Consider the following 24,036-nt stretch of genomic DNA (forward strand, 5'->3'; position numbering starts at 1 on the left):
CCACCAGAGACCGCGAGATAAAGCTCCTCCGGTCCGGAAAGGTTCGATCAATGAACACGCTTCGTCTTCGCTCCATCGCTACTTTTACCCTCGCGACTTTACTGGCCGGCGGTTCGGCCTTCGCTCAGGGCACCATTCGCAACCGGGAAGTTCGCCAGCAGGATCGCATTGCCAACGGCGTACGCAGCGGTCAACTTACCCCGCGCGAAACCGCCCATCTGGAGCGCAGGGAAGCGCGCATCAACCATCAGGTTCGCGTCGACCGGCGCCGCGACGGTGGACGCCTCAACGTCGCCCAGCGCAGGCGGATCCATCGCGAGCAGAACCGCACCAGCCGCGCCATCTATCGCGACAAGCACAACCGTCGCAGAGCTTAATCAGGCTTCGGTGAAACACGACTCCCTCACCGACGGGGACGGAACATTCCGTCCCCGTATTTTTGTGTCTTAGAACTATTCTTCATCCTGGCCCAGTCGTCTCAAAAAGAACACTCATGTTGACATTCTGACTATTCATAGGCAATGTATAGGCAGAACGTCAACAGGAGCAGGTTCATGGGAGACTCAAAATCCGATGTGCTGCAGGGCACCCTCGATCTGATGGTGCTGAAGACCCTTGAAGCGATGGGTCCACTGCACGGTTATGGCATTGCGCGGCGCATCGAGCAGGTAAGCGGCGACACACTCACGCTCAATCAGGGAACTATTTATCCGGCACTGCTTCGCCTGGAGCAACGTGGCTGGGTCAAGGCTGAGTGGGGTATGTCGGAGTCAAACCGGCGCGCCAAGTATTACTCGCTTACACGCCCGGGCCGGAAACAGATCGAGTCAGAAACAGAAAACTGGGAGCGCATTGCCGCGACTATGGCGCGCTTTCTCGCGCCATCGAACTAGGAGGCTGCATGGAATCGCCGAAAGAAAGTCTGCTTGAGAAATTCCGTGCTGCCTTGAGCCGGATCGCGTCACTGGGTCGCAGCGGGGCCATGGATGCGGAGATGGATGAAGAGCTGCGCAGCCACCTCGCGCACGCGATTGATGAAAACCTTGCACGCGGCATGTCGCGCAAAGAAGCTCGCAACGCGGCTCTGCGCAGCTTTGGCGGAATCACGCAAACTCGCGAAGCTTATCGCACGCAGCGCGGTGTTCCTGTGTTCGATCAGTTTGTTCGCGATGTTCGCTTCGGCTGCCGTCAATTGATGCGCGCACCCGGCTTTGCGCTTACTGCTGTTCTTACGCTTGCATTGGGACTTGGCGCTACTACCGCGATCTTCTCGATCATCGACGCGCTGTTGCTGCGTCCGCTGCCCGTTCCCCACTCCGATGAGCTTACTGTCCTGAACTACAGGTCCATCAACGATCGACAGAATGGCTACAGTTTCAATGTGCCCGTCTTCCGCACCATCGAGAAAGGGCATGATCTCTTCTCCAACGTCGCGGCCTTCAGTCAGCACACGTTGCAGGTGCGCGGCAACTCGGGCAATGTACGAGTCCAGGGGCAAGTCGTCAGCGGCCAGTTCTTCCAGATGCTGCAGACTCCGCCGCTGCTCGGCCGTTGGCTGACTCCACAGGACGATCAGAAAGGCGGCGCTTCTTCACAGTTTGGCATCGTCATCAGCGAAGGATTCTGGCGGTCGTGGTTCAATCATGCTCCTGACGTGATCGGCCGCAAGATGATTATTGCGAATGCTCCCTTTGTCGTGGTTGGCGTCATGCCGCATAATTTCTTCGGCGCAGACCCTGTCGAGCGCCCGCAGATCTACGTACCGCTGTGGTCTGAGCCCATCGTTGACGCGCCCTATGACAACATCGCCGCAGGTGAGCATTCATGGTGGCTTCGTGTCATGGGCCGTCGCAAACCCGGTATATCTGCGGAACAGGCTGACAGCGCGTTGAAGGCTTCGACAAAATCCATTTATGAAGAAGCTGTTTCCGATCATAAGTGGCTTGAGGACCAGAAAGATCAACGGCTAGGCGCAGAACCAGGCACGACTGGCTTCACGTATTTGCAGCGCTTCCTGGCTAAGCCACTCAAGGCGATCTTTGGTCTTTGCGCTGTCATGCTACTGCTTGCCTGTCTCAATCTTGCAAGCCTGCTGCTGGCACGCTCCGCGGCTCGCGAACGGGAGTTGGCAACAAGGCTCGCAATGGGAGCATCGCGCCGCCGGTTGATTCAGCAACTGTTGGTGGAAAGTCTCCTGATCGCAGTCCTGGGCTCTGCCGCCGGACTTATGGCTGTGCCGATCATCAGCGGTATGCTGACATCGATCCTGCTCGGCGTCAACGCAACACAAACCATCGATACTTCGATGGACGTCCGCATCTTTGCCTTCGTGGCGCTTACCGCAATCGTTGCCACGCTGCTCATCGGCTTTATTCCTGCATGGCGCGCTACTTCGAAGAACCTGAACGAGCAGATCAAAGGTGGCTCGCACACCGTGTCAGCGCATCAACGTACGCGACTGTTGCCGCGCATCCTGATGGGCCTTGAGGTCGCGCTCGCTCTCATGCTCGTTGTCGGAGCAGGCCTGTTGTCAGCCAGCGTGGCGCGACTATACCGCACCGGCCTCGGCTTCGAGCCTAAGGGCGTTGTGGCTCTTTCGCTGGATATGGGGAAACAACCCTTGGATGGCGCAGCGTTGACGCAGTGGTACCAGGCCTACAGCGAGGCCCTCGAGCGACAGCCGGGGGTTGAAGGTGTTGGCTATGCGAGCATGACGCCAATGGACGGGAGTGTGTGGACAAGCACAATTCAATCCTCGTTGAGTGGCGGCGATAAAGAGATGCACATGGACACCATTGGCCCTGAATTCTTTCGGACCATGCGAGTACCCGTGCTTGCCGGCCGGGAGTTTCGCTGGAGCGATACTCCGACTTCAGGCAAGAAGATCATTCTGAACGACGCTGCAGCGAAAGTGCTCTTTCCTAACCGCAATCCGATTGGGCAGATGGTGTATCGCGACAAGGGCGATCCGATCGAAGTAATCGCGGTAGTGGGGGACATGCATTACGAATCCATACAGCATGCAGCGCCACCCACGGCGTACATTCCCATGGGACAGGACAAGGGGCACAAATCTTCATACACGGCGGTGGTTCGGCTGAAGGGTGGCGCTGCTGCCTTTGCCGCTGCAGCGCGTTCGTTGGCCTCGCAAATGTCTCCTGATATTCCACCCCCCATCATGATCAGCTTTCAAGATCAGATCAACAACTCCATCACTTCGGAGCGCATGATGGTGATCCTCGCTATCTACTTTGCGGGCTGTGCGCTGCTGGTTACGGCGATCGGCTTGTATGGAACACTCGCCTACGCAACTGCACGGCGCACCGGCGAGATCGGCATTCGCATGGCTCTCGGTGCTCAGCGTTTGAGTGTCGTTGCGCTGGTCTTTCGTGAAAACGCATCGGTCGCTATTACCGGCTCTGCCGCTGGACTCATCGCGGCACTGATGGCGTCGAAGCTGCTTGCCAGTTTTCTATATGGCACTTCGGTGCGCGATCCATGGGTTATGAGCGCATCCGTACTTACTCTCATGGCTGTGGCGTGTGCGGCATCGTTGCTGCCGGCGCTTCGCGCTTCACGAATCGAACCGATACAGGCCTTGCGCACTGAATAAAGCATTGAGGTAGAAGCATGAAGGAACGCAGCTCAGAACGAATACGCACCGCGATCAGCCGCTTGTTTGGACACGCTCGCGGCGCATCGCTCGATCGCGATCTCGATGAAGAGCTGCGTTCTCATCTTGCCTTTGCCACTGAAGAAAACTTAAGGCGCGGCATGTCGCAACGTGAAGCCCGCATGGCTGCTCTGCGCAGCTTTGGTAATTTGACTCAGACCCGGGAGCACTATCGCCAACAAAGAGGCATGCCCATGCTTGAACAGATACTCGCCGACCTTCGCTTCGGTTTTCGACAGCTTCGCAGATCGCCGGGATTCGCCATCACCGCGATTCTTACACTGGCGCTCGGCGTCGGTGCTAATACTGCAATCTTCACGCTGATCGACTCGATCCTGTTGCGTCCGCTGCCTTTTCCGCAGCAGGATCGCCTGGTTACACTCTCCGCCGATGGCTTTTTTCCCAAGGGATGGATTCGCGCACTACAGCAGAACTCGCGATCCTTTGAGTCGTTGGCTGCATACGGTCTCAATGCGGAATCGAACATAACTCAGAATGGCAATTCCGAACGTGTCTTCGGCACGCAGGTTACGGTCAACTTCCTAGACACGCTTGGCATTCATCCTGAGATTGGTGCGTTCTTTTCAAAAGAGAATGCCATCAAGGGACAGGACAACGTAGTTATTCTCAGCCACGGATACTGGCAGACACGTTTCGCCGCCAGCCCATCCATAGTTGGTCAAACATTGCGTGTGGACGGCATTTCCCGGCGCATCATCGGCATCATGCCTGAGGGCGTGCAGTTCCCTTACAACGACACGCACTTCGTTGTGCCGGCTGCATTCAAAGGCGGCGATGCCACCGACCCCTGGCTTGGCTACGACTTGCGCGGACTCGGCCGTCTGCGCGACGGTGTAACGCCTGCTGCGGCACGCGCCGAGTTGTTACGATTGCATCCTACGCTGCTGACGCTCTTTCCCTGGCGCATGCCTGACATCTGGGCTTCGGACACAGAGGTCACGCCTCTGCTTGATTCCGTTGTAGGCGATACGCGCCCGAAGCTGTTGCTGCTCTTCGCGGCGGTGGGACTGGTGCTGCTGATTGCCTGCGCCAACGTTGCGAACCTCATGCTTGCAAAGGCTGCGTCGCGCGAGCGGGAAATGGCCATTCGCGGGGCTCTCGGCGCGTCCGGCAGCCGTATCGTTTCGCAGCTTCTGGTTGAGAGCGTTCTGATCGGCATCTGTGCCGGCGCAGCAGGTTTGGGATTGGCGTTTCTGAGTTTGCGAGGGCTTATCATTGCACTGCCCGCAGACACCCCACGACTGGCCGGGGTAGGTCTGCATTGGCATGTGTTTCTCTTTGCCGGAATTGCCTCTGTGCTCACCGGCGTACTCTTCGGCCTGGTGCCCGCGCTCAGGATGGCATCGCCGCATCTGCAGCAGACGCTGCGTTCCGGCAGCCTGAGCGTTATCGGCAAAGGAGTGAACTTCCGCGTATCGAGGGCGCTGGTTGTAGGACAGATCGCACTATCTGTCGTGGTCATTACAGTGGCGGGCCTGCTGTTACACAGCCTTTATGGACTGTCTCATGTCAATCCTGGCTTCAATACCGGTCACATCGTAACCGCCGAAGTATCTCTCGATTCGACAGCATGCAAGCAGGCAGGTCATTGCCAGAACTTCTTTCAGGATCTCGTTCGTACTACCGGCAATCTATCCGGCATTCAATCGTCTGCGCTGGCAAGTACGCTGCCGATGGCCGGAGACGAGAACTTCTACACCTACGATGCCGAGGGCCATCCGAGAGAGTCACGTGAGGGAGCAAAAATTGCTGCCGGGCGTACTGTCTCGTCTTCCTACTTTGCGCTGATTGGCGTGAGACTGATTCGCGGGCGTCTACTCAACGAGTCCGATCAAACGGGCGTTTCACGCGCCATCGTCATCAGCCAGCATATGGCGCACGCACTTTGGCCTAAGGATGATGCCATCGGCAAGCATCTGGAATCGGTGGAAGATGAGCCAACGCCTGCGCTCTTCGATGCGAAAAAAGGGTCGATTGTCGTCGGTGTTGTGAGCGACACTCATCATGACAACCTCAAGTCGGGCTTTGGGGACGAGGTTTATCTGCCGCTAACTCCGGCACGCGAACAGTCTTCGATGACCATCCTGCTGCGATCGCAGTTACCCGCATCACAGGTAGCGCCTACGCTTCGCCGCGCGGTTGCCGCGCTTGATCCATCGGCTCCGGTAACACGGGTGCGCACGCTTGACGAGGTAGTCGCTTCTTCGGTCTCGTCGACGCGAGCCTTGACGCTGCTGCTCCTTGGCTTCGGTGCGCTTGCCGTAGCAGTGGGCGCGGTTGGCGTCTATAGTCTCATCGCTTACATCGTCAACTGGCGTACACGCGAGATTGGCATCCGCCTCGCCCTTGGCGCTTCCCGGTGGGGCATACTGGCTCTCATCTTTCGGCAGAGTTTGCTGCTCAGTGTTGCAGGCTCATTCATCGGACTGACAGCAGCGCTTGCATCCGCCCGGTTGTTGCGTAGCTTCCTCTTCGAGGTGCATCCGCTCGATCCGGTTACATTTTGCGCAGTGCCGTTGCTGATGCTCTTGCTTGCTGTACTTGCCGCGTGGATTCCTGCACGACGCGCGGCATCCATCGATCCGATGCAGGCTCTGCGTTCGGAGTAACAACGGAGAGGAGATGCCGATGAACCGGCACACGAGTGGAAAATGGAGAAGCCTGCTGGGCCGCACTTTGGCTCTCTTTCGCAAGCGTGAACTTGACGAGGATTTAGACGAAGAACTACGCAGCCATCTCGCGCATGCTGTAGAAGAGAATGTGCGCCAGGGCATGACGCGCAACGAAGCTCGACGCCAGGCAATGGTTCGTTTCGGCGGCGTCGCACAAACTCGCGAAGCCTATCGCACTCAGCGCGGGCTGCCGGTGCTCGACACACTCGGCTTCGATCTTCGCTATGCCTTTCGCCAGCTTCGTAAATCACCGGGATTTACCGGAACAGTAGTGCTGACGCTTACGCTCGGCATCGGCGCCGTCACTGCTGTCTTCAGCGTTGTTCAGGGAGTCCTGCTGCATCCTTATCCGTTTCGCGACCCGAGCCGCGTTGTTGTCTTACGGGAAACAGTGCGGGAGTTGGAGAAACTTTCGCCGCTGCTTCCTGTGAACTATCTTCATTACGCCAACCTTAGAAAGAATGCTCATACCATCGAGGACGCGGCTATCTTTCAGAACGATGGGTTCAGCGTTGCAGTAGATTCCGAAGTCGCTAACGCATCCGATGAGTCTGCGCACCCACGTGAGACCGAAGGCCTGAACGTATCACCGACTTTCTTCTCGGTACTTGGAGTCACTCCAATACTCGGCCGCACTTTCACTGACGAAGAGACGCAGCCCGGCAAAGACAACGAAGCTATCCTCACCTGGCCGGCGTGGCAGCGCTACTTCCATGGCGACCCATCGGTGCTGAACAGGACCCTCCGCATTGATGGAGTGCCCACGGCCATTGTCGGTGTGCTGCCACCGAGCTTTCGCTTTCCTGTGGTCTCGATGCTGCCCAATGAGTCTACCTTCGGCTCGACCGACCGCTATGAGATCTTTCGGCCATTCGTCGTCAATTCAGGCGTCCTCGATGAGACCGACGGAGATTACGATTATCTCGCCATTGCAAGGCTGCATCCGGGAGTCACGATGGCACAGGCACAGAGCGAACTCGACGGTCTGGATAAGGCTTACGCCGTTACCAACAAACTTGGCTCGCATGTCGGGGTAGCTGTCGAGCCGTTTGCGGAAGAGATCACCGGCAGCTACCGCAAGCCGTTGTGGATGCTCTTTGCCGCGGTTTTCGCGGTGCTGCTGATGGCCTGCGTCAACCTTGCGAATCTGCAGATTGCGCGCGGTGTGGCCCGCTCGCATGAGACAATGCTTCGCTCCGCTCTCGGTGCAGACAAAATGCGCCTGCTTCGCGGTCTTCTGCTCGAGAATCTGCTACTGGGCGTGGCAGGCGGCCTTGGCGGAGTTCTTTGCGCTCTTGCAGCGGAGACGACGCTGCTCACCGCAGCCGCGAGCTTGCCGCGCGTCAATGAGGTGCACTTGAGTGCGCCGATGCTCGCTATCGCAGTTCTCGTTTCCGTCATTACCTCGATCGCGTTTGGCATTTTTCCCGCACTACGCAGCTTGCGCGTTGCTCCTCAATCTGCCCTTCAGATGAACTCCGGGCGTGTCGCCAATACACGCGATGCCGCCAATGCGCGGCGCGTTCTGGTTGCTGTCGAGGTGGCATGCAGCGTCACGCTTCTCATCGTCACTGCGCTCATCACGCGCAGCTTCGCTCATCTGTTGACGCAGGAGCGGCATTTCAATGCCGATCATCTGATGATGGCAAAAGCGGAGCTGAGTACACCACGCTATCTAAACAGCCAGCACGACTATCACGATCATGCAAACAATGCCACCAACGACGCGCGCAACGCCGTGATGGATCGCGCACTGGAGCGCCTGCGATCCTTGCCGGGCGCGCAGGCCGTGGCTCTTACCGGCACGTTGCCGCTCAGTGGCGATTCGATGATCGATGCCGTCGAACGCCCTGACTACAATTTTCCGCCGGGACAAACTCCACTGGTTAATCGCCGCTATGTTAGCCCCGGCTACTTCAAGGCCATGGGCATTCCTCTGCTCGAAGGGCGCGAGTTTGCGGCATCCGATGAGCGCGATCCACACGTCGTAATACTGAGCGAAAAAGCCGCAAAAACCGCCTTCCCCGACGCCAGTGCTCTTGGCCGCACCATCCTTCGCAATGGGCAAAAATTCACAGTCGTCGGCATCGCCGCGGATGCGCGCATTAACGATCTCAAGCGCGATCCGGCTATCTGCTTCGTTCCCTACTGGGCCAATCCGCCATACACACCTGTCTTCCTGGTGCGTAGCGCCGAACCCGAAAAGGCTTTGGGGCCTGCGATGCGTAACGTCATCTGGAATATTGATCCCGATGTCTCCATTCCCACCGTCATGTCGCTCGATATGCAGGTATCGGAGTCCGTTGCCACAGATCGCTTTCAAGCACTGCTGCTCTCGGGTTTCGGTGCCGCTGCGTTGTTCCTCGCCGTGCTCGGTATCTATGGCGTGCTTGCGTACTCTGTATCGATGCGCACGCAGGAGTTTGGCATCCGCATCGCGCTTGGCTCCAACCGCTCAGGCCTGGTGCGCCTTGTGCTTCGCGATGCTTCGTATCCATTGATTGGCGGAATCCTGATCGGCCTGCTCGCATCAGCCGCGGCAACACGCTGGATTCGCAGTCTGCTTTATGAAACCAGTGCTGTCGATCCATGGGCTGTGGCTATGAGCCTCGCGCTACTTTTGATTGCCGCACTCGTAGCATCACTGATTCCGCTGCGTAAAGTGACAAAGGTAGATCCGATGCAAGCGCTGCGCAGTGAATAGGACGGTTTTATGAGACCCAATATGACCAGGCCAGGCATCTCTGACACGCTGCGTACGATTTCCAATCGTATCGCTGCGTTCTTTCATCGCAATCGACTTGATCGCGATCTCGATGCTGAATTACGCAGCCATATTGCTCACGCCATCGATGAAAACATGGCTCACGGCATGTCACGCAGCGAAGCTCGTATCGCCGCCTTACGCAGCTTTGGAGGCGTTACTCAGACTCGCGAAACCTATCGCATCCGTCGCGGCCTGCCTCTGTTCGATCAGATTGCGCGCGATTTTCGCTATGGCTGGCGTCAGCTTGTGCGTGCTCCCGGCTTTGCTCTGACCGCCATTCTCACGCTCGCTCTAGGCCTTGGTGCGAACACCGCCGTCTTCTCTCTTATCAATGCGCTGCTCTTGCGTCCGCTACCCGTTCCGCACGCCGCCGAACTCGCAATCATCCAGGTGGAGGAATCCAACTCCGACGGCCCGAGCTACAGCTTGAATGAACCTGAACTGCGCGCCCTTGAAAAGCGGCATGATGCCTTCAGCTCTACCTCCGCATTCTTTAGTACAAAATTCCAGTTGCACGGCACATCGGGAAGCCTTCAGGTACCGGGGCAACTCGTCAGCGGTGAGTACTTCGCCACGATGCAAGTGGCGCCTTTACTTGGCAGATATCTAGCTCCGGCCGACGATGTGGAGAATGGCGGTCCGGCAGGCTATGCCGCCGTCATCAGCGAGAACTTCTGGCGCACCTGGTTCAACAGCTCGCCAAACGCCGTTGGAAGCAAGCTGATCGTTGCCAATGCACCTTTTACCGTCGTCGGAGTCATGCCGCGCGGCTTTTTCGGAGCCGACCCCACACGCCATCCATCTATCTTTGTGCCGCTCTCGTCGGAGCCGGTCGTAGACGCCCCCTTCAATATGATTGCCAGTGGCTGGAGCGGCAATTGGCTCAATCTTATTGCTCGACGCAAGCCATTCATCTCCCTTGCGCAGGCCAATGCGGCGTTGCAAGCCGAAACAAGCGCCATCCTTCTCGATTCCCATCCGAATGCCTTTGCTCTCGACGACATCCGGACGAACCATCTTCACTTCGTCGCCGAATCCGGAGCCAAAGGATTTACTTACCTCCGCGCCGATTTTCGCAAGCCTCTTATGGTGGTCTTTTCCCTCTGCGGTGGAGTGCTGTTGCTCGCCTGCCTCAACCTTGCCAGCTTGTTGCTTGCGAGGGCCGCCGCGCGCGAACGGGAGCTCGCCACAAGACTGGCCATCGGCGCCACCCGTCTCCGCCTCATCCGGCAACTGCTCATTGAGAGCCTTCTCATCGCGCTGCTGGGCACCGCCGCAGGCCTCGCCGTCTCTCCGCTCGTCAGCAACGCGCTTGCGGTATTGCTCCTGAGCCGTAACCCGGATGCCGCTCTCGATACCTCGCTCGACGCTCGCGTCTTTGTCTTCGCGGCATTGATCGCCGTCTTATCGTCCATTCTCATTGGGTTGCTGCCTGCTCTACGCGCCACCTCCGGCAACCTGAACGAGCAGATCAAGAGCGGCTCGCAGGCGCGTTCGCGGCGAGACTCGCGACGGCTCTTACCGCGTCTCGTCATGGGCACTCAGGTTGCGCTCGCGCTCATGCTGGTCACCGGCGCGGGCCTCTTGGCCGCCAGCCTCACCCGTCTCTATCGCACCAATCTGGGCTTCGATCCCAAAGGCCTCGTTCATCTTCAACTGGACATGGACAAGCAACCTCTCGCTGGCGATGCGCTGCTGCGCTGGTATCAGCAATTCGGAGAGGCTTTGTCTCACCAGCCTGGGGTGCAGGGAGTGAGTTTCGAATGGGGCGTACCGCTCTCGGGTAGTGGGATGACCACCTATTACCGCAATCAACCAAAGAACCATGAGCAGTTACTCTACGGCAACGATGTCGCGCCCGGATATTTCGCAGCGATGAGAGTCCCCATGCTCGGCGGTCGTGATTTCCGGTGGGATGATACAAGTGCCGCTGGCAGGAAAGTAATCCTGAATCAAGCCGCGGCGAACCTCTTCTTCCCCGGCCGAAGCGCAGTCGGTCAATCCATCTACACCTACGACAACAAGATTACTCTCCAGGTCATCGCAGTGGTCGGCAACGTCCACTACCGCTCGATCCAAGCGGAGCCTCCGCCAACCGCCTATTATCCGATCAGCCAGACCTTTTATGCGACGAGCGACAATGGTCCACCCGAGCCGCTAAAAAAATCCTATTTCGCAGTGATCCGCCTCGCTGGCCCGCCTGCCGCATTCGCCGCCACAGCCCGCAACCTTGCCGCCCGCATGGCCCCCGAAATCCCGGCCCCTGCCATGACCAGTATGACCGCCCAGATCGATGAATCCATCAGCTCAGAGCGCATGATGGCCATGCTGGCTGCGTTCTTCGGACTTTGCGCACTGCTTGTCACCGCCATCGGCCTGTACGGAACACTGGCTTACGCAACCTCCCGCAGAACCAGCGAAATCGGTATCCGCATCGCTCTCGGCGCGCAACGCACGCATGTGGTTCGTCTTGTCTTTCGCGAGAATGCCTGGGTGGCTGTCACAGGTTGTCTCGCAGGACTGATTGCTACTCTTTTCGCATCGCGTGCTCTCGCGAGCATTCTCTACAGCACGTCGACGCACGATCCGCTCATTCTTTTCGCATCGGTGGCTTCACTTATGGCGGTGGCAAGCGCAGCATCACTCATGCCGGCAATCCGGGCCGCAAGAATTGAGCCCATGGAAGCACTTCGCGCGGAGTAGATCCAAGACTACGAGTGTTGTACCATCTGCTCCGCTGCCCCGAGCACATGTCCTGTGCGCTTATCCACCAGGAAGACCACCAATCGCAAGGGCGTTGATGATGCGTCGGGCAGTTTCAGCGTGAGCTGCCGTCCATCCGAAGCATCGGAGCCCAACTCTTTCAACACGCGCACTACGGCAACGTTATGCAGCGTGCGTCCGGCGTTTTCTCCACTCTTTACCGAGGTTTCCGCGGAGTCGATGGCGAGCGCCGCAACGAGAGTCGTCTTCACATTTTTGGCATCATGGTCGGTCCGATGGACCACGAACTGTACGCTATCGCCGGCCCATGTGGCGCTGGAGATATTCAGCTCTTCCTTGGCATTTGCCGCGGCGGAGACGAGTGCCTGCGTTAGCTTGTGTCCATCGCTGCCGACAAATTGTACTGCGCCGTCCACTATGGCCTGCGGCGTATACACATCATCCAATCCGAACTTGTCCCCGTACCACTTCTGCCGGTAGGTGACGGCATCCAGTGAAAATGGATCACGCCAGCCTTCATGGTCCCAGTAGGTCACATGTTCACTCAGCACGATCGCATGTACTCCCTGAATTGGCTGTGCTTCATCGAGCTTTGCCAACAAGGCATCTGCTGGTGGGCAACTGGAGCATCCCTCGGAGGTAAACAGTTCCACGAGAACGGGCTTGCTTTGCGTACCAGCTCCGCTCTGGGCCGCTTGCGCACCTTGCGCGGCCCAAGCCACGGCAGCGGCTATCACAACGACGCCCAGCCCAACTCCGATCCACCAGCCAATGCGCTTCATTGCGCTCACCTCTTTACCTTCTGGATTGCTGCAGGCTTCGGAAAGTTACATCTTCGAAAGTCCGGCCGCTATGCTGGGAAGGATGCATCGTATTTTCGTCCTTCTTTTTGCTGTATGTATCGCCGTTTCCTGCACCGCACAGGCACAGGTCAAGACACTCACGTGGACGCCTTCTGTCGTGCAATCCGGTTCTCCCGAGCTGTTTCGCGTCGCAGCGCCTCGCGACGCCGAGGTGGAGGGAGAATGGCAAGGACATCCGCTGCAATTCTTTCCCGGACGCACCGGGAAGGCGTGGTACGCGCTCGCCGGCGTTGATGTCGAAGCAGCGACGGGGCCTGCCCCCATCCATGTCTCCATCCGGATCAACCATACGACGCGGGAGATTAACACTACCATCGCCATTCAGCCCGCGCACTACCGGACCACTACCATTACTGTGCCGCCCAAGTTTGTAGAACCGGGTCCGAAAGAGAAGAAGATCATCGACGCGGCAAATGAAGCTAAGAAAACCGCATTTGCCACCAGCGCAGACCATCCGCTCTGGGATGGCAGCTTTCGTGCGCCTGTGCCCGCGACGGCTACGGACAGCTTCGGCACGCGGCGCGTCTACAACGGCAAGCTTGACGGCATCCATCGCGGCACTGACTTCCGCGCCCATATGGGCACGCCTGTCCGCGCCGGCAACTCAGGTGTAGTTGTGCTGGCTCAGCCGCTCTATTACGAAGGCAATTGCGTCATTATCGATCACGGCCTCGGCCTCTACAGCCTGTCGATGCATTTATCGCGCATCGACGTAAAGACAGGAGATCGCGTGCAGAAGGGGCAGCGCATTGGTCTTAGCGGAGCCACCGGCCGCGTGACCGGCCCTCACCTTCACTGGGCCATTCGCTGGCAGGGTGGTTACATCGATCCGACGAAGCTGCTGCGGATAAATCTCGATAAGTTGCCCTGAAACGGCGCAAAGCTGTTGCCGTGATACGAATCGACGGCGGTCACTTGCCGATCTCATTTCCTCTGTACACTGCGCCCTTCATCTGGCACAATTTCTTAGCTTTCCCGGCTGTGTTGTGCCCGCTTCGGAACTGTTTCCGTGTGCGCACTCAGCTCTTCAGACCAACGCCGAAGTTGCATCAAGATCCGGAAATAAACGGTGTCCGATGAGCAATATCAACGGCAAAGTCTACGCAATGAACGCCATCACTCCCATGCGCCCATGGAAGACGTGGATTCTGCGGGCGATCTTTTTCATCCTGGGCAACGTAAAACCGCTCCAATCCGATCTGATCAATCTCTCCTTTATCCAGTTCGCGCGCTGGGTAATCATCCCGCGCAATAGCTTCCCTTTTGTCGGCGCGCCGCAACAGCGCGAGCTGCTTGAGTATGACTACCTTCTCTTCTTTTCCAATTTCAATGGAACCTGGAATCAATACATCGACGCCTTCTCCGCCGTACTGAGTAAGGGTCTCGACCTCGTCTGGAAGTGGAGCGAAAAATTCCCCGGCTCGACACCGGTCACGATCTTCAAGGAGTACATCACCCGGGTCCAGTTCGATACCGACTACTACTACACCGCTTATCCGCATGCGACGGCCAACGACGTGAAGAATGCCCACATCGTCCAACAGACCTTCGATGCGCTCAACCGTAATGCGGCCACGATGTCTCCCGATCAATTCCGCGAGGCATATCTCCAGTTTGTTCTCTCGGTGCAGACCCATCTGGGTGCAACCGGCGAAGCACCAATCGTTTTCTGAAACCAGCCAATAGTCGACGAAGGAAAGAGCAGAAATGCCCAACCAGAACGGCAGTGTTTACGGCCTCACTCTACTCTGCCCCATCATTAACGATCATCGGGCATCGCCTTCCCATGACCTCCAGATCCGCGCGTATCTCGCCACGCTGCCAACCGGTCCAGATAGTCCATTTGCCATCGCGCCGCACACTCATCTTGCGCGACTTGTCGTCATGGACGATGTCGTCTTTGTGGGCGCACCGGCGCGTGAAGAACATCTGAAGTCGAAATATCTCGTCTTCGAGGCCAACATCGACTGCCCTCCTCACGCCATCGGAACCACTGGCCTCGATACCTATCTCGCAGGTCTTGCCATGGCAGCGCCACAACAACTTGACGCTATCTGGTCGCACTGCACCGGCTATCCCGGCACTGCAAACCTGCAGGCGTTTTTGCACTATATGAAAGCGTGTCAGATTGAAACCACGTTCTTCTTCGCAGCCACCAACGATAAGAGCGTGACTCAGACGCTTAAAGCTCTTCAGACCCAGCGTGCCGTCGCCGACTTCATCGCCACGCATCAGGGCAAAGATCCGGCGGAATTGCAGCGTGATTTTCTCGCCTTCAGCCAGAAATTGATTGCCGCGCCCACTCCAAAACCGGCAGTTCCCGCTCCGCAGCGTCCGATGCAGACGGGAGGGCGCAATGAGTAAGCTCAACGCCACTGACATCCAGGGCTTTGTCCTCCGCGGCTACAACATGCCCTTCGCACGTTTCTGCTTCCTTCATTTCGAAGATGCGGAGAGCGCTCGCAAACTGGTCGGGGCGTTGCTGAGTTCCATCACTACCGGCCAGCTATGGGACCAGGGCAAGCCGCAAAGCACGCTCAACATTGCCTTCACTTTCAAAGGCCTCGTCAAGCTGGATCTCCCACTGGCTACGCTCATCAGCTTTCCTGTCGAGTTCCAGGAAGGCATGAAGTCTCGCAGCGGCATTCTGGGCGACAGTGGTGTCAACGCCCCGGAGCACTGGGATGCAGTCTGGCGCGACGAAACGGGTGCGTCAGAGGTGCATGCGTGGCTTGCCGTCCATGCGCTGTCAGCGGAAGCTCTCGACGCGCGTGCTACCGATCTGTTCACGCTTGTTGAAAAGATTGGCGGCGTGCGCGTCCTCGACACTCAGGACGCCGCCTCGATTGTTCTCGATGGCAATGTCACGACGAAGGAGCACTTCGGCTACACCGACGGCTTCGGGAACCCTGACTACCTCGGTATCGTGCGCAAGTCTCAGCCAGGTCAGGGCAAGCTGATGCCTGACGGCACCTGGGTTCCGCTGGCTACCGGCGAACTGTTGCTTGGCTATGCCGATGAAGCGGGAGAGCTACCCATCGCTCCCATGCCTCACCTTCTCGGCGCTAATGGTACTTTCATGGTCTACCGCAAGCTGCATCAGAACGTGGGCACCTTTCGCCGTTTCCTCGATGAATGGTCGGCCCGCTATGGCGCAGGCGATGCGGCGGCGAAAGAGAAACTGGCCTCAAAGTTCATTGGCCGTTGGCGTGATGGAACTCCTATCGAGATCTCTCCCAACACTCCAGATTCAGCGATCACACAGGATCCTAACCGCAGCACTAACTTCACCTACGGCAGTGATACCGGTGGCGCGCGCTGCCCGGTTGGCGCGCATATTCGCCGCGTTCACCCGCGCGACGCTTTCGGCTTTCAGGGCCGGCTGATCAATCGCCGCCGCATCACCCGCCGTGGATTGCCTTACGGCCCCTACGCGGCCAGCGACGATAATTCACCGGATATGGATTCGGTTGAGCGCGGCGTGGTCTTCATGGCGCTCAACGCCAGCATCTCCCGGCAGTTTGAATTTGTGCAGCAGCAATGGATTAACTACGGCAATGACGCACATGTCGGTAACGAGAAAGATCCGCTGATTGGCAATCACATGCCCGGCGAGCGATTCGTTATTCAGGGTGACACCAACCCGTCGAATCCGCCCTTCGTCTGCGCCCACTTGCCCAACTTCGTCGAACTGCGCGGTGGCGACTACTTCTTCCTGCCGAGCATGACCGCGTTAGGCATGATTGCCATGAACCTGGTCGATCCGCGCTGACAGCGGCTTAACTGGAAATGGAACACAGTCGCTGGAATAGCACTCCCGCCCTATTGCGAGATGAGTTCCCGCTCCGACACCACAGATTCGGGCTCAGACCCAACATTCTCTTTCGCCAGATCCCGAAACGCGCGATACACAAACGACCCCAGGAACCAGCCATCCATGTATTGAAACGGCGTTTCGCCCGTTGTGTAATGGCCGCATGGCAGCACGCGCCGCTCGAAATCCATGCCGCTCTCGGTAAACGCCTTCACCACTTCCAATGAATACTCCAGCGGGAAAGTCAGATCGTAGGTCGCGTACACCAGCAGAATCTTCTTTGCCGTATCAGGCTTGAGGCCTTGCGTGTTCGGGCGGCTCAAGCCCGCATAGCGCTCGTAGAAATGGATAGGACTGATGCCTGCCCAGAGCCGCCGAATGTCTTCCTGTGTGAACCCAGCTTCTTCAAATCCCGCACGAATATGACGCGTGCTCTGTCCTGCCCACACCACATCGCCGAATGAGGTGGAGCAGTGGTTGAAAGCATTCACACGCAGCCGCGGATCGAAAGCGCTGGCGAGGAATCCATAGCAACTGCCCAGGCTGGTGCCGAGCACGCCAAACTGCTCGTATCCCTGGTCAGCCAGCCAATCGAGACAGCACCGGATATCGACTACTGCCTGCCGCGCGGCTGAGAGCGTACGCCCGATGTTGGCGCTTACGGCATAGTCCGAGCGCTCAATCTCGCTCGGTCTACGAATATCGTGATACGGCTTTGAGAGCCTGAGTGCCGAAATGCCAAAGCGGTTGAACAAGCGGCACAACACATTGTGGCTAAAGGCATCCGCATTCCATTGGGGCATCACCACAATCGCCTGTTTGGGCTTTCCCTGTTGCTTCTCCGCCGGCGCGGGATACCAGCGCGCATTGACCAGATCATTTTCCGGATAGGGCGTCCGCTCAGGCGAAGTAAACCGCAGAAACTGCGCCCGTTCCGCTTTACCTTCCGCAGCCATCGTCTTCAATTCCGCATCGCGCTTCAGCGTCTCTGGACGCACGTTGGTAGGGAAGAGCATGGGATGCCGGTCTTCGAGCCGAAAATCCAGCGGACGATCGTATCCGAAAAACTGTTCGCTGTGCGCGAGAATTGCTTCGTTCACGGCGATCATCGCTGCTTGTTCGTCGCCGCTGCCGATCAGCCGGTCTACGCGGGCTGCGGCTCCCGCTTCTTCTACAAACGAGCGCACCCAGTCAAAGCCCCACTCCAACGGACGCACCACGCGGTTCTCATCGCGTGTCGTGAGCTCGGTCTCCCAGCGGTACATCCACCGCGCATATAGTTCTTTCAGCATCAGCCCTTCATCAAGTTTACCAATTTGCGAATGTAGGCAACCGGCATGGCAGTCTTCAGCTCCATTCACTGTGAATCTGCCAGCGTGAGTTGGATGTTTCGGCGCAAAGATTCGATACAAGTCTGTCAACGAATGCCTTCAGACCGCGCGCCGCTCCACACGAGCCGTAATCGAAGTAAATATTTCCCACGGAATCGTTTCGGCCCAGTTTGCGTGATCACATGCGGAGATCGTTTCGTCACCCTGAGGTCCCAGCAGCACAACTTCATCGCCGGGGGAGGCTTTGGGTATGTCTGTCACGTCCACTACGGTTTGATCCATCGAGATGCGCCCGACAATCGGCGCGCGCTCCCCCTGAATCAACACATAGCCGCGATTCGAGAGCGCCCGCTTCAGGCCATCCGCATATCCTATCGGCAAGAGGGCAAGGTGCATCGGTTCGGTTGCAACAAAGGTGCCGTTGTATCCAACCACCTCATCTTTCCCTATCGAGCGCACACTTGCGATCTGCGTCTTCCACGCAAGAGCCGGTTGCAACTCTTTATGAAGATCGTCGAGCAAAGGTAGTTCCTCTCTTACGAGCGGAGGATCAAACTCAGGCACAAGACCATACAGCGCCAGCCCCGGACGGGCCATTGCGTGCATGCCGTGGCGCTTCGCGATCGCAACAAGTGACGCAAGCGCCGTCTCAGGCGCGCCACCAAGCAGTACCGCAGCCGAGTTACCCACGTGCAGCCACCTTGGCTTGAGTCCCGCCGCAGCCACCTGCTCCAGCATATTTTCCAGGCGATCAAGCTGATGATGCGTGGCTTCTCCATCGCGCTCATCGGCAGCATATAGATGCGTCATAATGCCATCGATTCGCACTGGACTCTCGTCCTTTTTGCGAAACCGCTCAAGCAACGCGCCAAGTTCGCTCAATTCCACTCCCTGGCGGCTCATGCCTGTATCCAGCTCAACATGAACTGGAATCGATCCCGGCAACGCGTCGGTCGCCTTTGCCGCGGCCTCCAACTCGTCAAGATGATATGGCTCCCAGATCACCGGCGTGAGGCGATGTGCAATCACCTCCGCTCCCTGACCAGGGAAAACGCCGCCTATCGTCAGAATCTCTGGCGCAGGCTCAAGGCCACGAAGCGTCTGGCGCGCCGCAACGCCCTCTTCGACGCTTGTCACGCCGATCCACCCGGCTCCAGCCCTGACGGCGGCGGGTGCGCAGATGGAAAGCCCATGGCCGTAAGCATCGGCTTTGACAATCGCAAGCAGCTCAAGAGCAGAACTCACCCTCGCCCGGCATGCCTGGGCAAGTAATTTGTAGTTGTCTTCAAAAGCGTGAGTCGAAATCTCAACCCAACAGGGGCGTCTAACCATGCAGCAGTTCCAACTCTTATCCTAAACGCATGGCCCACGCTGTAGACCGTTCGAGCAAAGCAAAGCCCCTGCGACGGGGTCGCAGGGGCTTTGGTTAACGTTAAATTGGTTAGAAGACGATGTGCGCGCCGATTTCCATCTGACGTGGCGCATTGGCCTGAGCCGTCTGCGAGCCCCAGCTTGAGGATGAGCCCAGGCCCAACCCTGGGTCGCCCAGCACATTGTGGTTGAAGATATTGATGAAGATAGCCGTGAGCTGAACGTTCACCCGCTCCACGACCCGGACGTCCTTCTCGATGTTCATATCCACGTTCCAGTAGGGCGTACCGGTGATTGGGCCTACACCAGGGTTCTTGGTGTCGAGGCCCAGCATCGGAGCGCGAACTGAGTCGTATACAGCTACTGGATTTTTGAATACGTTCACCGCGGCTTGAGCGGGAGTGCCTGCGCTAGGCACACCAACTGGGTTGCCGTAGGGATCCGTTCCACCATACACGTTGTAGTGAGAGTGTATGCCACCTGTGTACTTGGTTGTGAATACGCACTGTTCGTTGGATGCATAACTGCTGCCGTCGGCCGAACCCCACGATTGGGCGTTGGTCTCAGTGCTGCAATAGAGCGGTGAACCGCTACCGGCGGTGAGAATGGGCGCAAGCTCCCAGCCTCCAACTACCCGCCCAAGAAGTCCCTGCTGTCCCTTATAGAAAGGCTCTTGCCATACCAGGAAGGAGTTGTAGACGTACTTCCTGTAGAACGGCTGCAAGCCGTACATCGCGTTCAGGTTGAACAAATCGTTGGCGGTGTATTCGCTTGTCGCCTGCGCTTCAGCGCCGGTGCCCAATGCCTTGCTGTACGTGAAGTTGTTCTTGAGGGTTAGACCGTGCCAGTTCTGCCAGCTAAAGGAGGCAAAACCCGCGTTGTAGTTGCCATGACCAAGGCTGGCGTTTTCTGCCATACCTGAGGTCATTTGGCCGCCGCCGCCATTTGCTGACCCGGCGATGGGCGTATTTTGCATGGAACGGCCAAAGTTGAAACCGCCATTGTCCAAGTCGGACCAGAGGCTCCAGACAGACTGAGACGTCAGATTGCCAGTCCCGGCTGGCCCTTCGTTTGCCATCACTGCGGCCGTGCAGCTCGTATAGCCGGTGCAATAACCGGTGCCAGCCAGCGCTGTTTCGAAGAATGCCTGTGGAGTGATGTTTTGGGGTACGCTGACACCGCACTGGGCCGTAGAGGTTGTGCAACCGAGTGCTGTTTCCAGCGCAAGATAAGCCTGCGCGAAGTTTTGCTGTCCCTGAACCATCATGTAGGGTACTGCATTCAGGTTCAGTGGCTGATATTCATCGTGAATGATGCGTCCGATGTAGCCAACCTCAATCTTGCTGCTTCTTGAGGTCTGCCGCTGGATCGTCAAATTGAACGAATCGACGGCGTTGGGACGGAACCCGGGATCGAGCGCCTCGCTGGCCGAGCCGCTCGCCGAGTTATAGCCCGGATAGATGTGCTGCGGCAGCGTTGTGGTGGCTGCTGGTAGAGGGGCCGTATCGCCGTCGACGCCGATACGGAACGCTGTCGACGTGGTCGGGCTCTGGGGTCCACAGGCACCAGTCGATAGTGACTTGGTGCACTGTACAGGCTGGATCAGGCCAATACCCAACAAGGGCACCAGCACGAGATCCACACCGTTCAGGCGTCCGTAAACCCTTCCGTATCCACCACGAATCACTGTTGAGCCATGGCCAAAGACTTTGCTGACAATTCCGTCACCGTCAAAGCTCGGGTTCCACGCCAATCCAACACGCGGGCTGAATGAGCCGTAGAACGGATTGTAAGGATACTTAAGCCCATTGCCGGTGTTGGCAACCAGCGCAAAGCCCAGTTCAGGGTTGTAGACCTGGCCCTGCAGCGCCGCTGCTTCACGCTGCTTGATGTAATCCGTGGTCTTGATCTGCTCGCCTGCATCGTCGATGATCGCTTCCTGCTTGCCGCTCTTCTCCACCGGCGGCATCTCCAGCGTCCACCCCATGCCGTAGCTCAACGTCAGGCTTGGCTTTATGTGCCAAGTGTCGCTGAAGTAGAGGTTGTAGTAAGGAATTGTGCTTTGGTCGAAGGCATGCGTCAATGGAGTTGTGTTCAGCGTCAAATTCGGACCACTACGCGTGTAGGCTACCTGCGAATCCGTTACGATACCGTAGACTGCCGCGGCAACTCGATTCGCAGTCTTCAGATTGGTTCCGGTATTCGGGTATCCCTCCGCCGTAAGTGCAGACATATCAACGTTGGGTGCACCTTGCGAGTCACCCAGTTGGTATGTGGTTGTGAAGTTGATACCGCCGCCGTTGTCGCTGCGCTCGTGGAAGTTGTAGTTGTGTTGATATTGACCGCCCCACTGGATCAGGTGGTTCCCTTTCAACAGCGTCACGTCGTCGCGCAAAAAGTGATCCTGGCCATCCCAAAACCGGGTGCGGATTTGCTGCGTGTTCACATTGAAGGGCACCAGCGCCAGAGTCGGGGATTCGCCAAAAGGCTCTATCGCGCCGCCCAGTCCACTTTCCTGTGGAGGTGCATTGTTGTCGGACCACGACCAGTAGTTGCGCAGGAAACTGTAATGGAAGTCGTTCGTCAGGTGATCGGTGACGTTGGTCGTCAAGCCGGTCACTAAATACCAGGGTTGCTGCGGCTTGCTCGATGTAGCCGCCGGCGTGCCCTTTGTGTCGCCCGGGAAGAATCCACCGATATCCACCTGGCTGGTCGTCAACGCGGTGAATTTGTAAAAGCGATAGCTAACATTCCAGTGCCATTTATCGCCAAAATCGTGATCGAAGCGGCCCACCGCAAAGTTGTCCTTTATCGGGAGCGACATGTTGGCTTTGAAGCCGAGCTCGTTTACGCCGTCGCACTCCGTGCCGTGAAGACCGCCGCAGGATGCGTCGTTACCTTCCGGCTCATACGTGTTCCACATGGCCGCCACCACCGGATTGATACCGATGCCACGTGGATCCAACTTATTCAAGTCGTACTGCGTACCGTTGAACGTCACAAGCCCCTGGCGCATGGCGTCAGAGGGAACCGCACGCTCGTATGTAGCAGCGTTCGGATACCGCCACCCTTGATACATCCCGAAGAGGTATGTTTTGCCGCCCCAGAATTTGGGAGCTATCGGGCCGCCGGCGCTGAAGCCGAATTTACTGTAGTGATAGTTTGCTATCGGGGTATTGGAGAGATTGTTGTCCCAGGAATTAGCGCCAAGCATCGTGCGGTCGGTGTAGTACTCGTATGCCGTGCCGTGGATCGTGTTGGTGCCGCGCTTGGTTACCATCTCCACCTGCGCACCTGAAGAGTTGTTAAAGTCTGCGGTCTGTCCGGCAGTATTCACCTTATATTCTTCAATGCTGTCCGTAGGCGTTGGCATCACACCGGAGGGTGCATGGTACTCGCCGTTTTGCGCCGCCCCTTCCGTTGGGTCACCACCGAAATATGCTGTGGACGTATACACCGTCTGGTTGCCATCCATATCGCTCGAGTTGTTACCTCCATCGAGCGAAAACGTGCTTTGGTCGTTCACCGTACCACCCACGCTGCCGGACGGATCCACACCGGGCTGCATCGCGGTGAAGGTCGTAGCGTCATGCCCAGTGCTGGGCAGCGCTTCGAGTTCGATTCCTGTCACGCTGGTGCCGACCGTCTGATTCAGCGTCTGCAAATCAGCAGCGCTCGTTTCAACCTCGACTGTCGTTTGACCACCGCCTACGGAGAGCTTGAAGTTCGCCGTGGTTTGCGTTCCCACGGTCACCGTAAGGCCGTTTGTCTGATCAGTAGAGAAGCCAGTCTTAGTTGCTGTTATGGAATAGGTGCCAGGCGGCACATTTTGCAGAACGTATTCGCCTGTCTTGCTCGTCGTCGTCGTACGCTGTGAACTGGTCGCTGGGTCCGTCAGCGTTACCATCGCTTCCGGAATCACCGCGCCGCTTTGATCCGTCACTGTGCCTACCACTGTGCCGGCGTTGGTCGCCTGTCCGTACGCGAGTTTCGCGCCCAGATTCAGACACAACATCAGCATGGCAGCCATCGCTGGCCACCAAAATCTCAGTCGCCTCATGAATTGTCTCCTCATCGTTTTCTTTGTTCGTCTGTACTGCCGAAGTTCCTCTGAAAATCAGGTGTTGCAATTGCAAGGAAATCAACCACGTTCAACTACTGTTTTTGTATTCAATTAACGATGCAATCTCGACGATCGATTGCCGGTTGCGTCGCGCGGAGAGCCAATAGACCGGCTCGGGCAAAGGAGGGGAGCCAAGGAAATAGGGGATCGATATGGCACCGGCGCAGACGGTACATCTTCTGGCAAATGGCGTATACGGACGGTGTCTCTAATACTGACTGGTCTCGATTTTTACGGTAAAAATCGGGAAACTGCCGGAGTACTTCAATGCTGCGCTGCGTTCAAACTGCGTGCCGAAGCTGCCGTTAAACCAAAAGTCAGTGGTCCTGCCAAATCAATCTGCAAAGCTATCTCGCAGACGATACTTGGCGGTGTCCGATAAGGCAGGACCATGCATGATCCGCCCCGAATATGCGCTTTTGACAACGTGCGTCGCAAGCAAAGCCCTAAGATCAATCGCAGCGACAAACCACGAAAGCTCGCATCAAAGGTTCCCCGGATCACACCAACATCATCATTTCCGGGGAGCGATATCCGAAATGTTGCTCCACCGTAACATGAACGAAATGATGATTCCAAATAAATTTTTTCGGGACAGCAAACTTTTTCGGGGGTGAAACGTAGAGACAACCCGCGAATTGGTCGTCCGAGTGTATATCGCCTTATAATTCAAATAG

The 24,036-nt window shown here is 57.4% G+C and carries 14 protein-coding genes; 10 read left to right on the top strand and 4 right to left on the bottom strand.

Annotated features, from left to right (window positions below; all coding sequences use genetic code 11):
* Positions 1 to 50: 50 nt before the first annotated feature.
* The 6 genes from OHL22_RS22705 to OHL22_RS22730 all read left to right on the top strand — a co-directional run bounded on the left by OHL22_RS22705 (position 51) and on the right by OHL22_RS22730 (position 11,836).
* Positions 51 to 377: a hypothetical protein gene (locus OHL22_RS22705; protein ID WP_263342086.1), complete on the top strand. Its 327-nt coding sequence runs from the start codon at positions 51 to 53 to the stop codon at positions 375 to 377.
* A gap of 177 nt (positions 378 to 554) precedes the next feature.
* Positions 555 to 893, top strand: a complete 339-nt coding sequence (locus tag OHL22_RS22710; protein WP_263342087.1) for a PadR family transcriptional regulator — start codon at positions 555 to 557, stop codon at positions 891 to 893.
* A gap of 8 nt (positions 894 to 901) precedes the next feature.
* On the top strand, positions 902 to 3,613 hold the full coding sequence (locus OHL22_RS22715; protein WP_263342088.1) for an ABC transporter permease: 2,712 nt from the start codon (positions 902 to 904) through the stop codon (positions 3,611 to 3,613).
* A 17-nt stretch (positions 3,614 to 3,630) separates the two neighbouring features.
* Positions 3,631 to 6,303 (top strand): ABC transporter permease, encoded by a 2,673-nt coding sequence (locus OHL22_RS22720; RefSeq protein WP_263342089.1) that lies wholly within the window; start codon positions 3,631 to 3,633, stop codon positions 6,301 to 6,303.
* Between the two features lie 19 nt (positions 6,304 to 6,322).
* Positions 6,323 to 9,070 carry an ABC transporter permease gene (locus tag OHL22_RS22725; RefSeq protein ID WP_263342090.1) on the top strand — a complete coding sequence of 916 codons (2,748 nt, stop codon included), beginning with the start codon at positions 6,323 to 6,325 and terminating at the stop codon, positions 9,068 to 9,070.
* A gap of 21 nt (positions 9,071 to 9,091) precedes the next feature.
* Positions 9,092 to 11,836, top strand: a complete 2,745-nt coding sequence (locus OHL22_RS22730; protein WP_263342091.1) for an ABC transporter permease — start codon at positions 9,092 to 9,094, stop codon at positions 11,834 to 11,836.
* An 8-nt stretch (positions 11,837 to 11,844) separates the two neighbouring features.
* Here OHL22_RS22730 and OHL22_RS22735 read toward each other — a convergent pair whose 3' ends face one another.
* Complete coding sequence (locus OHL22_RS22735; RefSeq protein WP_263342164.1) at positions 11,845 to 12,639, bottom strand: DUF1223 domain-containing protein; 795 nt, start codon at positions 12,637 to 12,639, stop codon at positions 11,845 to 11,847.
* Positions 12,640 to 12,721: 82 nt separating this feature from the next.
* Between OHL22_RS22735 and OHL22_RS22740 the strand changes: the two genes are divergently transcribed.
* The 4 genes from OHL22_RS22740 (at position 12,722) to OHL22_RS22755 (ending at position 16,492) form a co-directional block, all read left to right on the top strand.
* The gene (locus OHL22_RS22740; RefSeq protein ID WP_263342092.1) at positions 12,722 to 13,591 is read left to right on the top strand and encodes a M23 family metallopeptidase; all 870 of its coding nucleotides are present in this window, start codon (positions 12,722 to 12,724) and stop codon (positions 13,589 to 13,591) included.
* Positions 13,592 to 13,796: 205 nt separating this feature from the next.
* The gene (locus OHL22_RS22745; protein ID WP_263342093.1) at positions 13,797 to 14,393 is read left to right on the top strand and encodes a hypothetical protein; all 597 of its coding nucleotides are present in this window, start codon (positions 13,797 to 13,799) and stop codon (positions 14,391 to 14,393) included.
* 34 nt (positions 14,394 to 14,427) lie between these two features.
* On the top strand, positions 14,428 to 15,084 hold the full coding sequence (locus OHL22_RS22750) for a hypothetical protein (protein WP_263342094.1): 657 nt from the start codon (positions 14,428 to 14,430) through the stop codon (positions 15,082 to 15,084).
* Positions 15,077 to 16,492, top strand: coding sequence for a Dyp-type peroxidase (locus tag OHL22_RS22755; protein ID WP_263342095.1), 1,416 nt, complete (start codon positions 15,077 to 15,079; stop codon positions 16,490 to 16,492). The genes OHL22_RS22750 and OHL22_RS22755 overlap by 8 nt, the downstream gene beginning before the upstream one ends.
* Before the next feature lie 50 nt (positions 16,493 to 16,542).
* Here the strand turns inward: OHL22_RS22755 and OHL22_RS22760 are convergent, their stop codons facing one another.
* The 3 genes from OHL22_RS22760 to OHL22_RS22770 all read right to left on the bottom strand — a co-directional run bounded on the left by OHL22_RS22760 (position 16,543) and on the right by OHL22_RS22770 (position 23,296).
* Entirely contained in the window at positions 16,543 to 17,826 is a 1,284-nt protein-coding gene (locus OHL22_RS22760) for an abhydrolase domain-containing 18 (protein WP_263342096.1), read from the bottom strand.
* Positions 17,827 to 17,964: 138 nt separating this feature from the next.
* Positions 17,965 to 19,197: an alanine racemase gene (gene alr, locus OHL22_RS22765; RefSeq protein WP_263342097.1), complete on the bottom strand. Its 1,233-nt coding sequence runs from the start codon at positions 19,195 to 19,197 to the stop codon at positions 17,965 to 17,967.
* A 109-nt stretch (positions 19,198 to 19,306) separates the two neighbouring features.
* Positions 19,307 to 23,296: a carboxypeptidase-like regulatory domain-containing protein gene (locus tag OHL22_RS22770; RefSeq protein WP_263342098.1), complete on the bottom strand. Its 3,990-nt coding sequence runs from the start codon at positions 23,294 to 23,296 to the stop codon at positions 19,307 to 19,309.
* Between the last annotated feature and the right edge of the window lie 740 nt (positions 23,297 to 24,036).

The sequence above is a fragment of the Acidicapsa dinghuensis genome, from assembly GCF_025685685.1.
In the GTDB taxonomy this organism is placed as follows: domain Bacteria; phylum Acidobacteriota; class Terriglobia; order Terriglobales; family Acidobacteriaceae; genus Acidicapsa; species Acidicapsa dinghuensis.

Coding starts and splice junctions, on each gene's coding strand:
- alr (WP_263342097.1), bottom strand. CDS start 19,197: ATGGTTAGACGCCCCTGTTGGGTTGAGATTTCGACTCACGCTTTTGAA.
- OHL22_RS22710 (WP_263342087.1), top strand. CDS start 555: ATGGGAGACTCAAAATCCGATGTGCTGCAGGGCACCCTCGATCTGATG.
- OHL22_RS22745 (WP_263342093.1), top strand. CDS start 13,797: ATGAGCAATATCAACGGCAAAGTCTACGCAATGAACGCCATCACTCCC.
- OHL22_RS22705 (WP_263342086.1), top strand. CDS start 51: ATGAACACGCTTCGTCTTCGCTCCATCGCTACTTTTACCCTCGCGACT.
- OHL22_RS22730 (WP_263342091.1), top strand. CDS start 9,092: ATGACCAGGCCAGGCATCTCTGACACGCTGCGTACGATTTCCAATCGT.
- OHL22_RS22725 (WP_263342090.1), top strand. CDS start 6,323: ATGAACCGGCACACGAGTGGAAAATGGAGAAGCCTGCTGGGCCGCACT.
- OHL22_RS22755 (WP_263342095.1), top strand. CDS start 15,077: ATGAGTAAGCTCAACGCCACTGACATCCAGGGCTTTGTCCTCCGCGGC.
- OHL22_RS22760 (WP_263342096.1), bottom strand. CDS start 17,826: ATGCTGAAAGAACTATATGCGCGGTGGATGTACCGCTGGGAGACCGAG.
- OHL22_RS22715 (WP_263342088.1), top strand. CDS start 902: ATGGAATCGCCGAAAGAAAGTCTGCTTGAGAAATTCCGTGCTGCCTTG.
- OHL22_RS22720 (WP_263342089.1), top strand. CDS start 3,631: ATGAAGGAACGCAGCTCAGAACGAATACGCACCGCGATCAGCCGCTTG.
- OHL22_RS22750 (WP_263342094.1), top strand. CDS start 14,428: ATGCCCAACCAGAACGGCAGTGTTTACGGCCTCACTCTACTCTGCCCC.
- OHL22_RS22740 (WP_263342092.1), top strand. CDS start 12,722: ATGCATCGTATTTTCGTCCTTCTTTTTGCTGTATGTATCGCCGTTTCC.
- OHL22_RS22770 (WP_263342098.1), bottom strand. CDS start 23,296: ATGAGGCGACTGAGATTTTGGTGGCCAGCGATGGCTGCCATGCTGATG.
- OHL22_RS22735 (WP_263342164.1), bottom strand. CDS start 12,639: ATGAAGCGCATTGGCTGGTGGATCGGAGTTGGGCTGGGCGTCGTTGTG.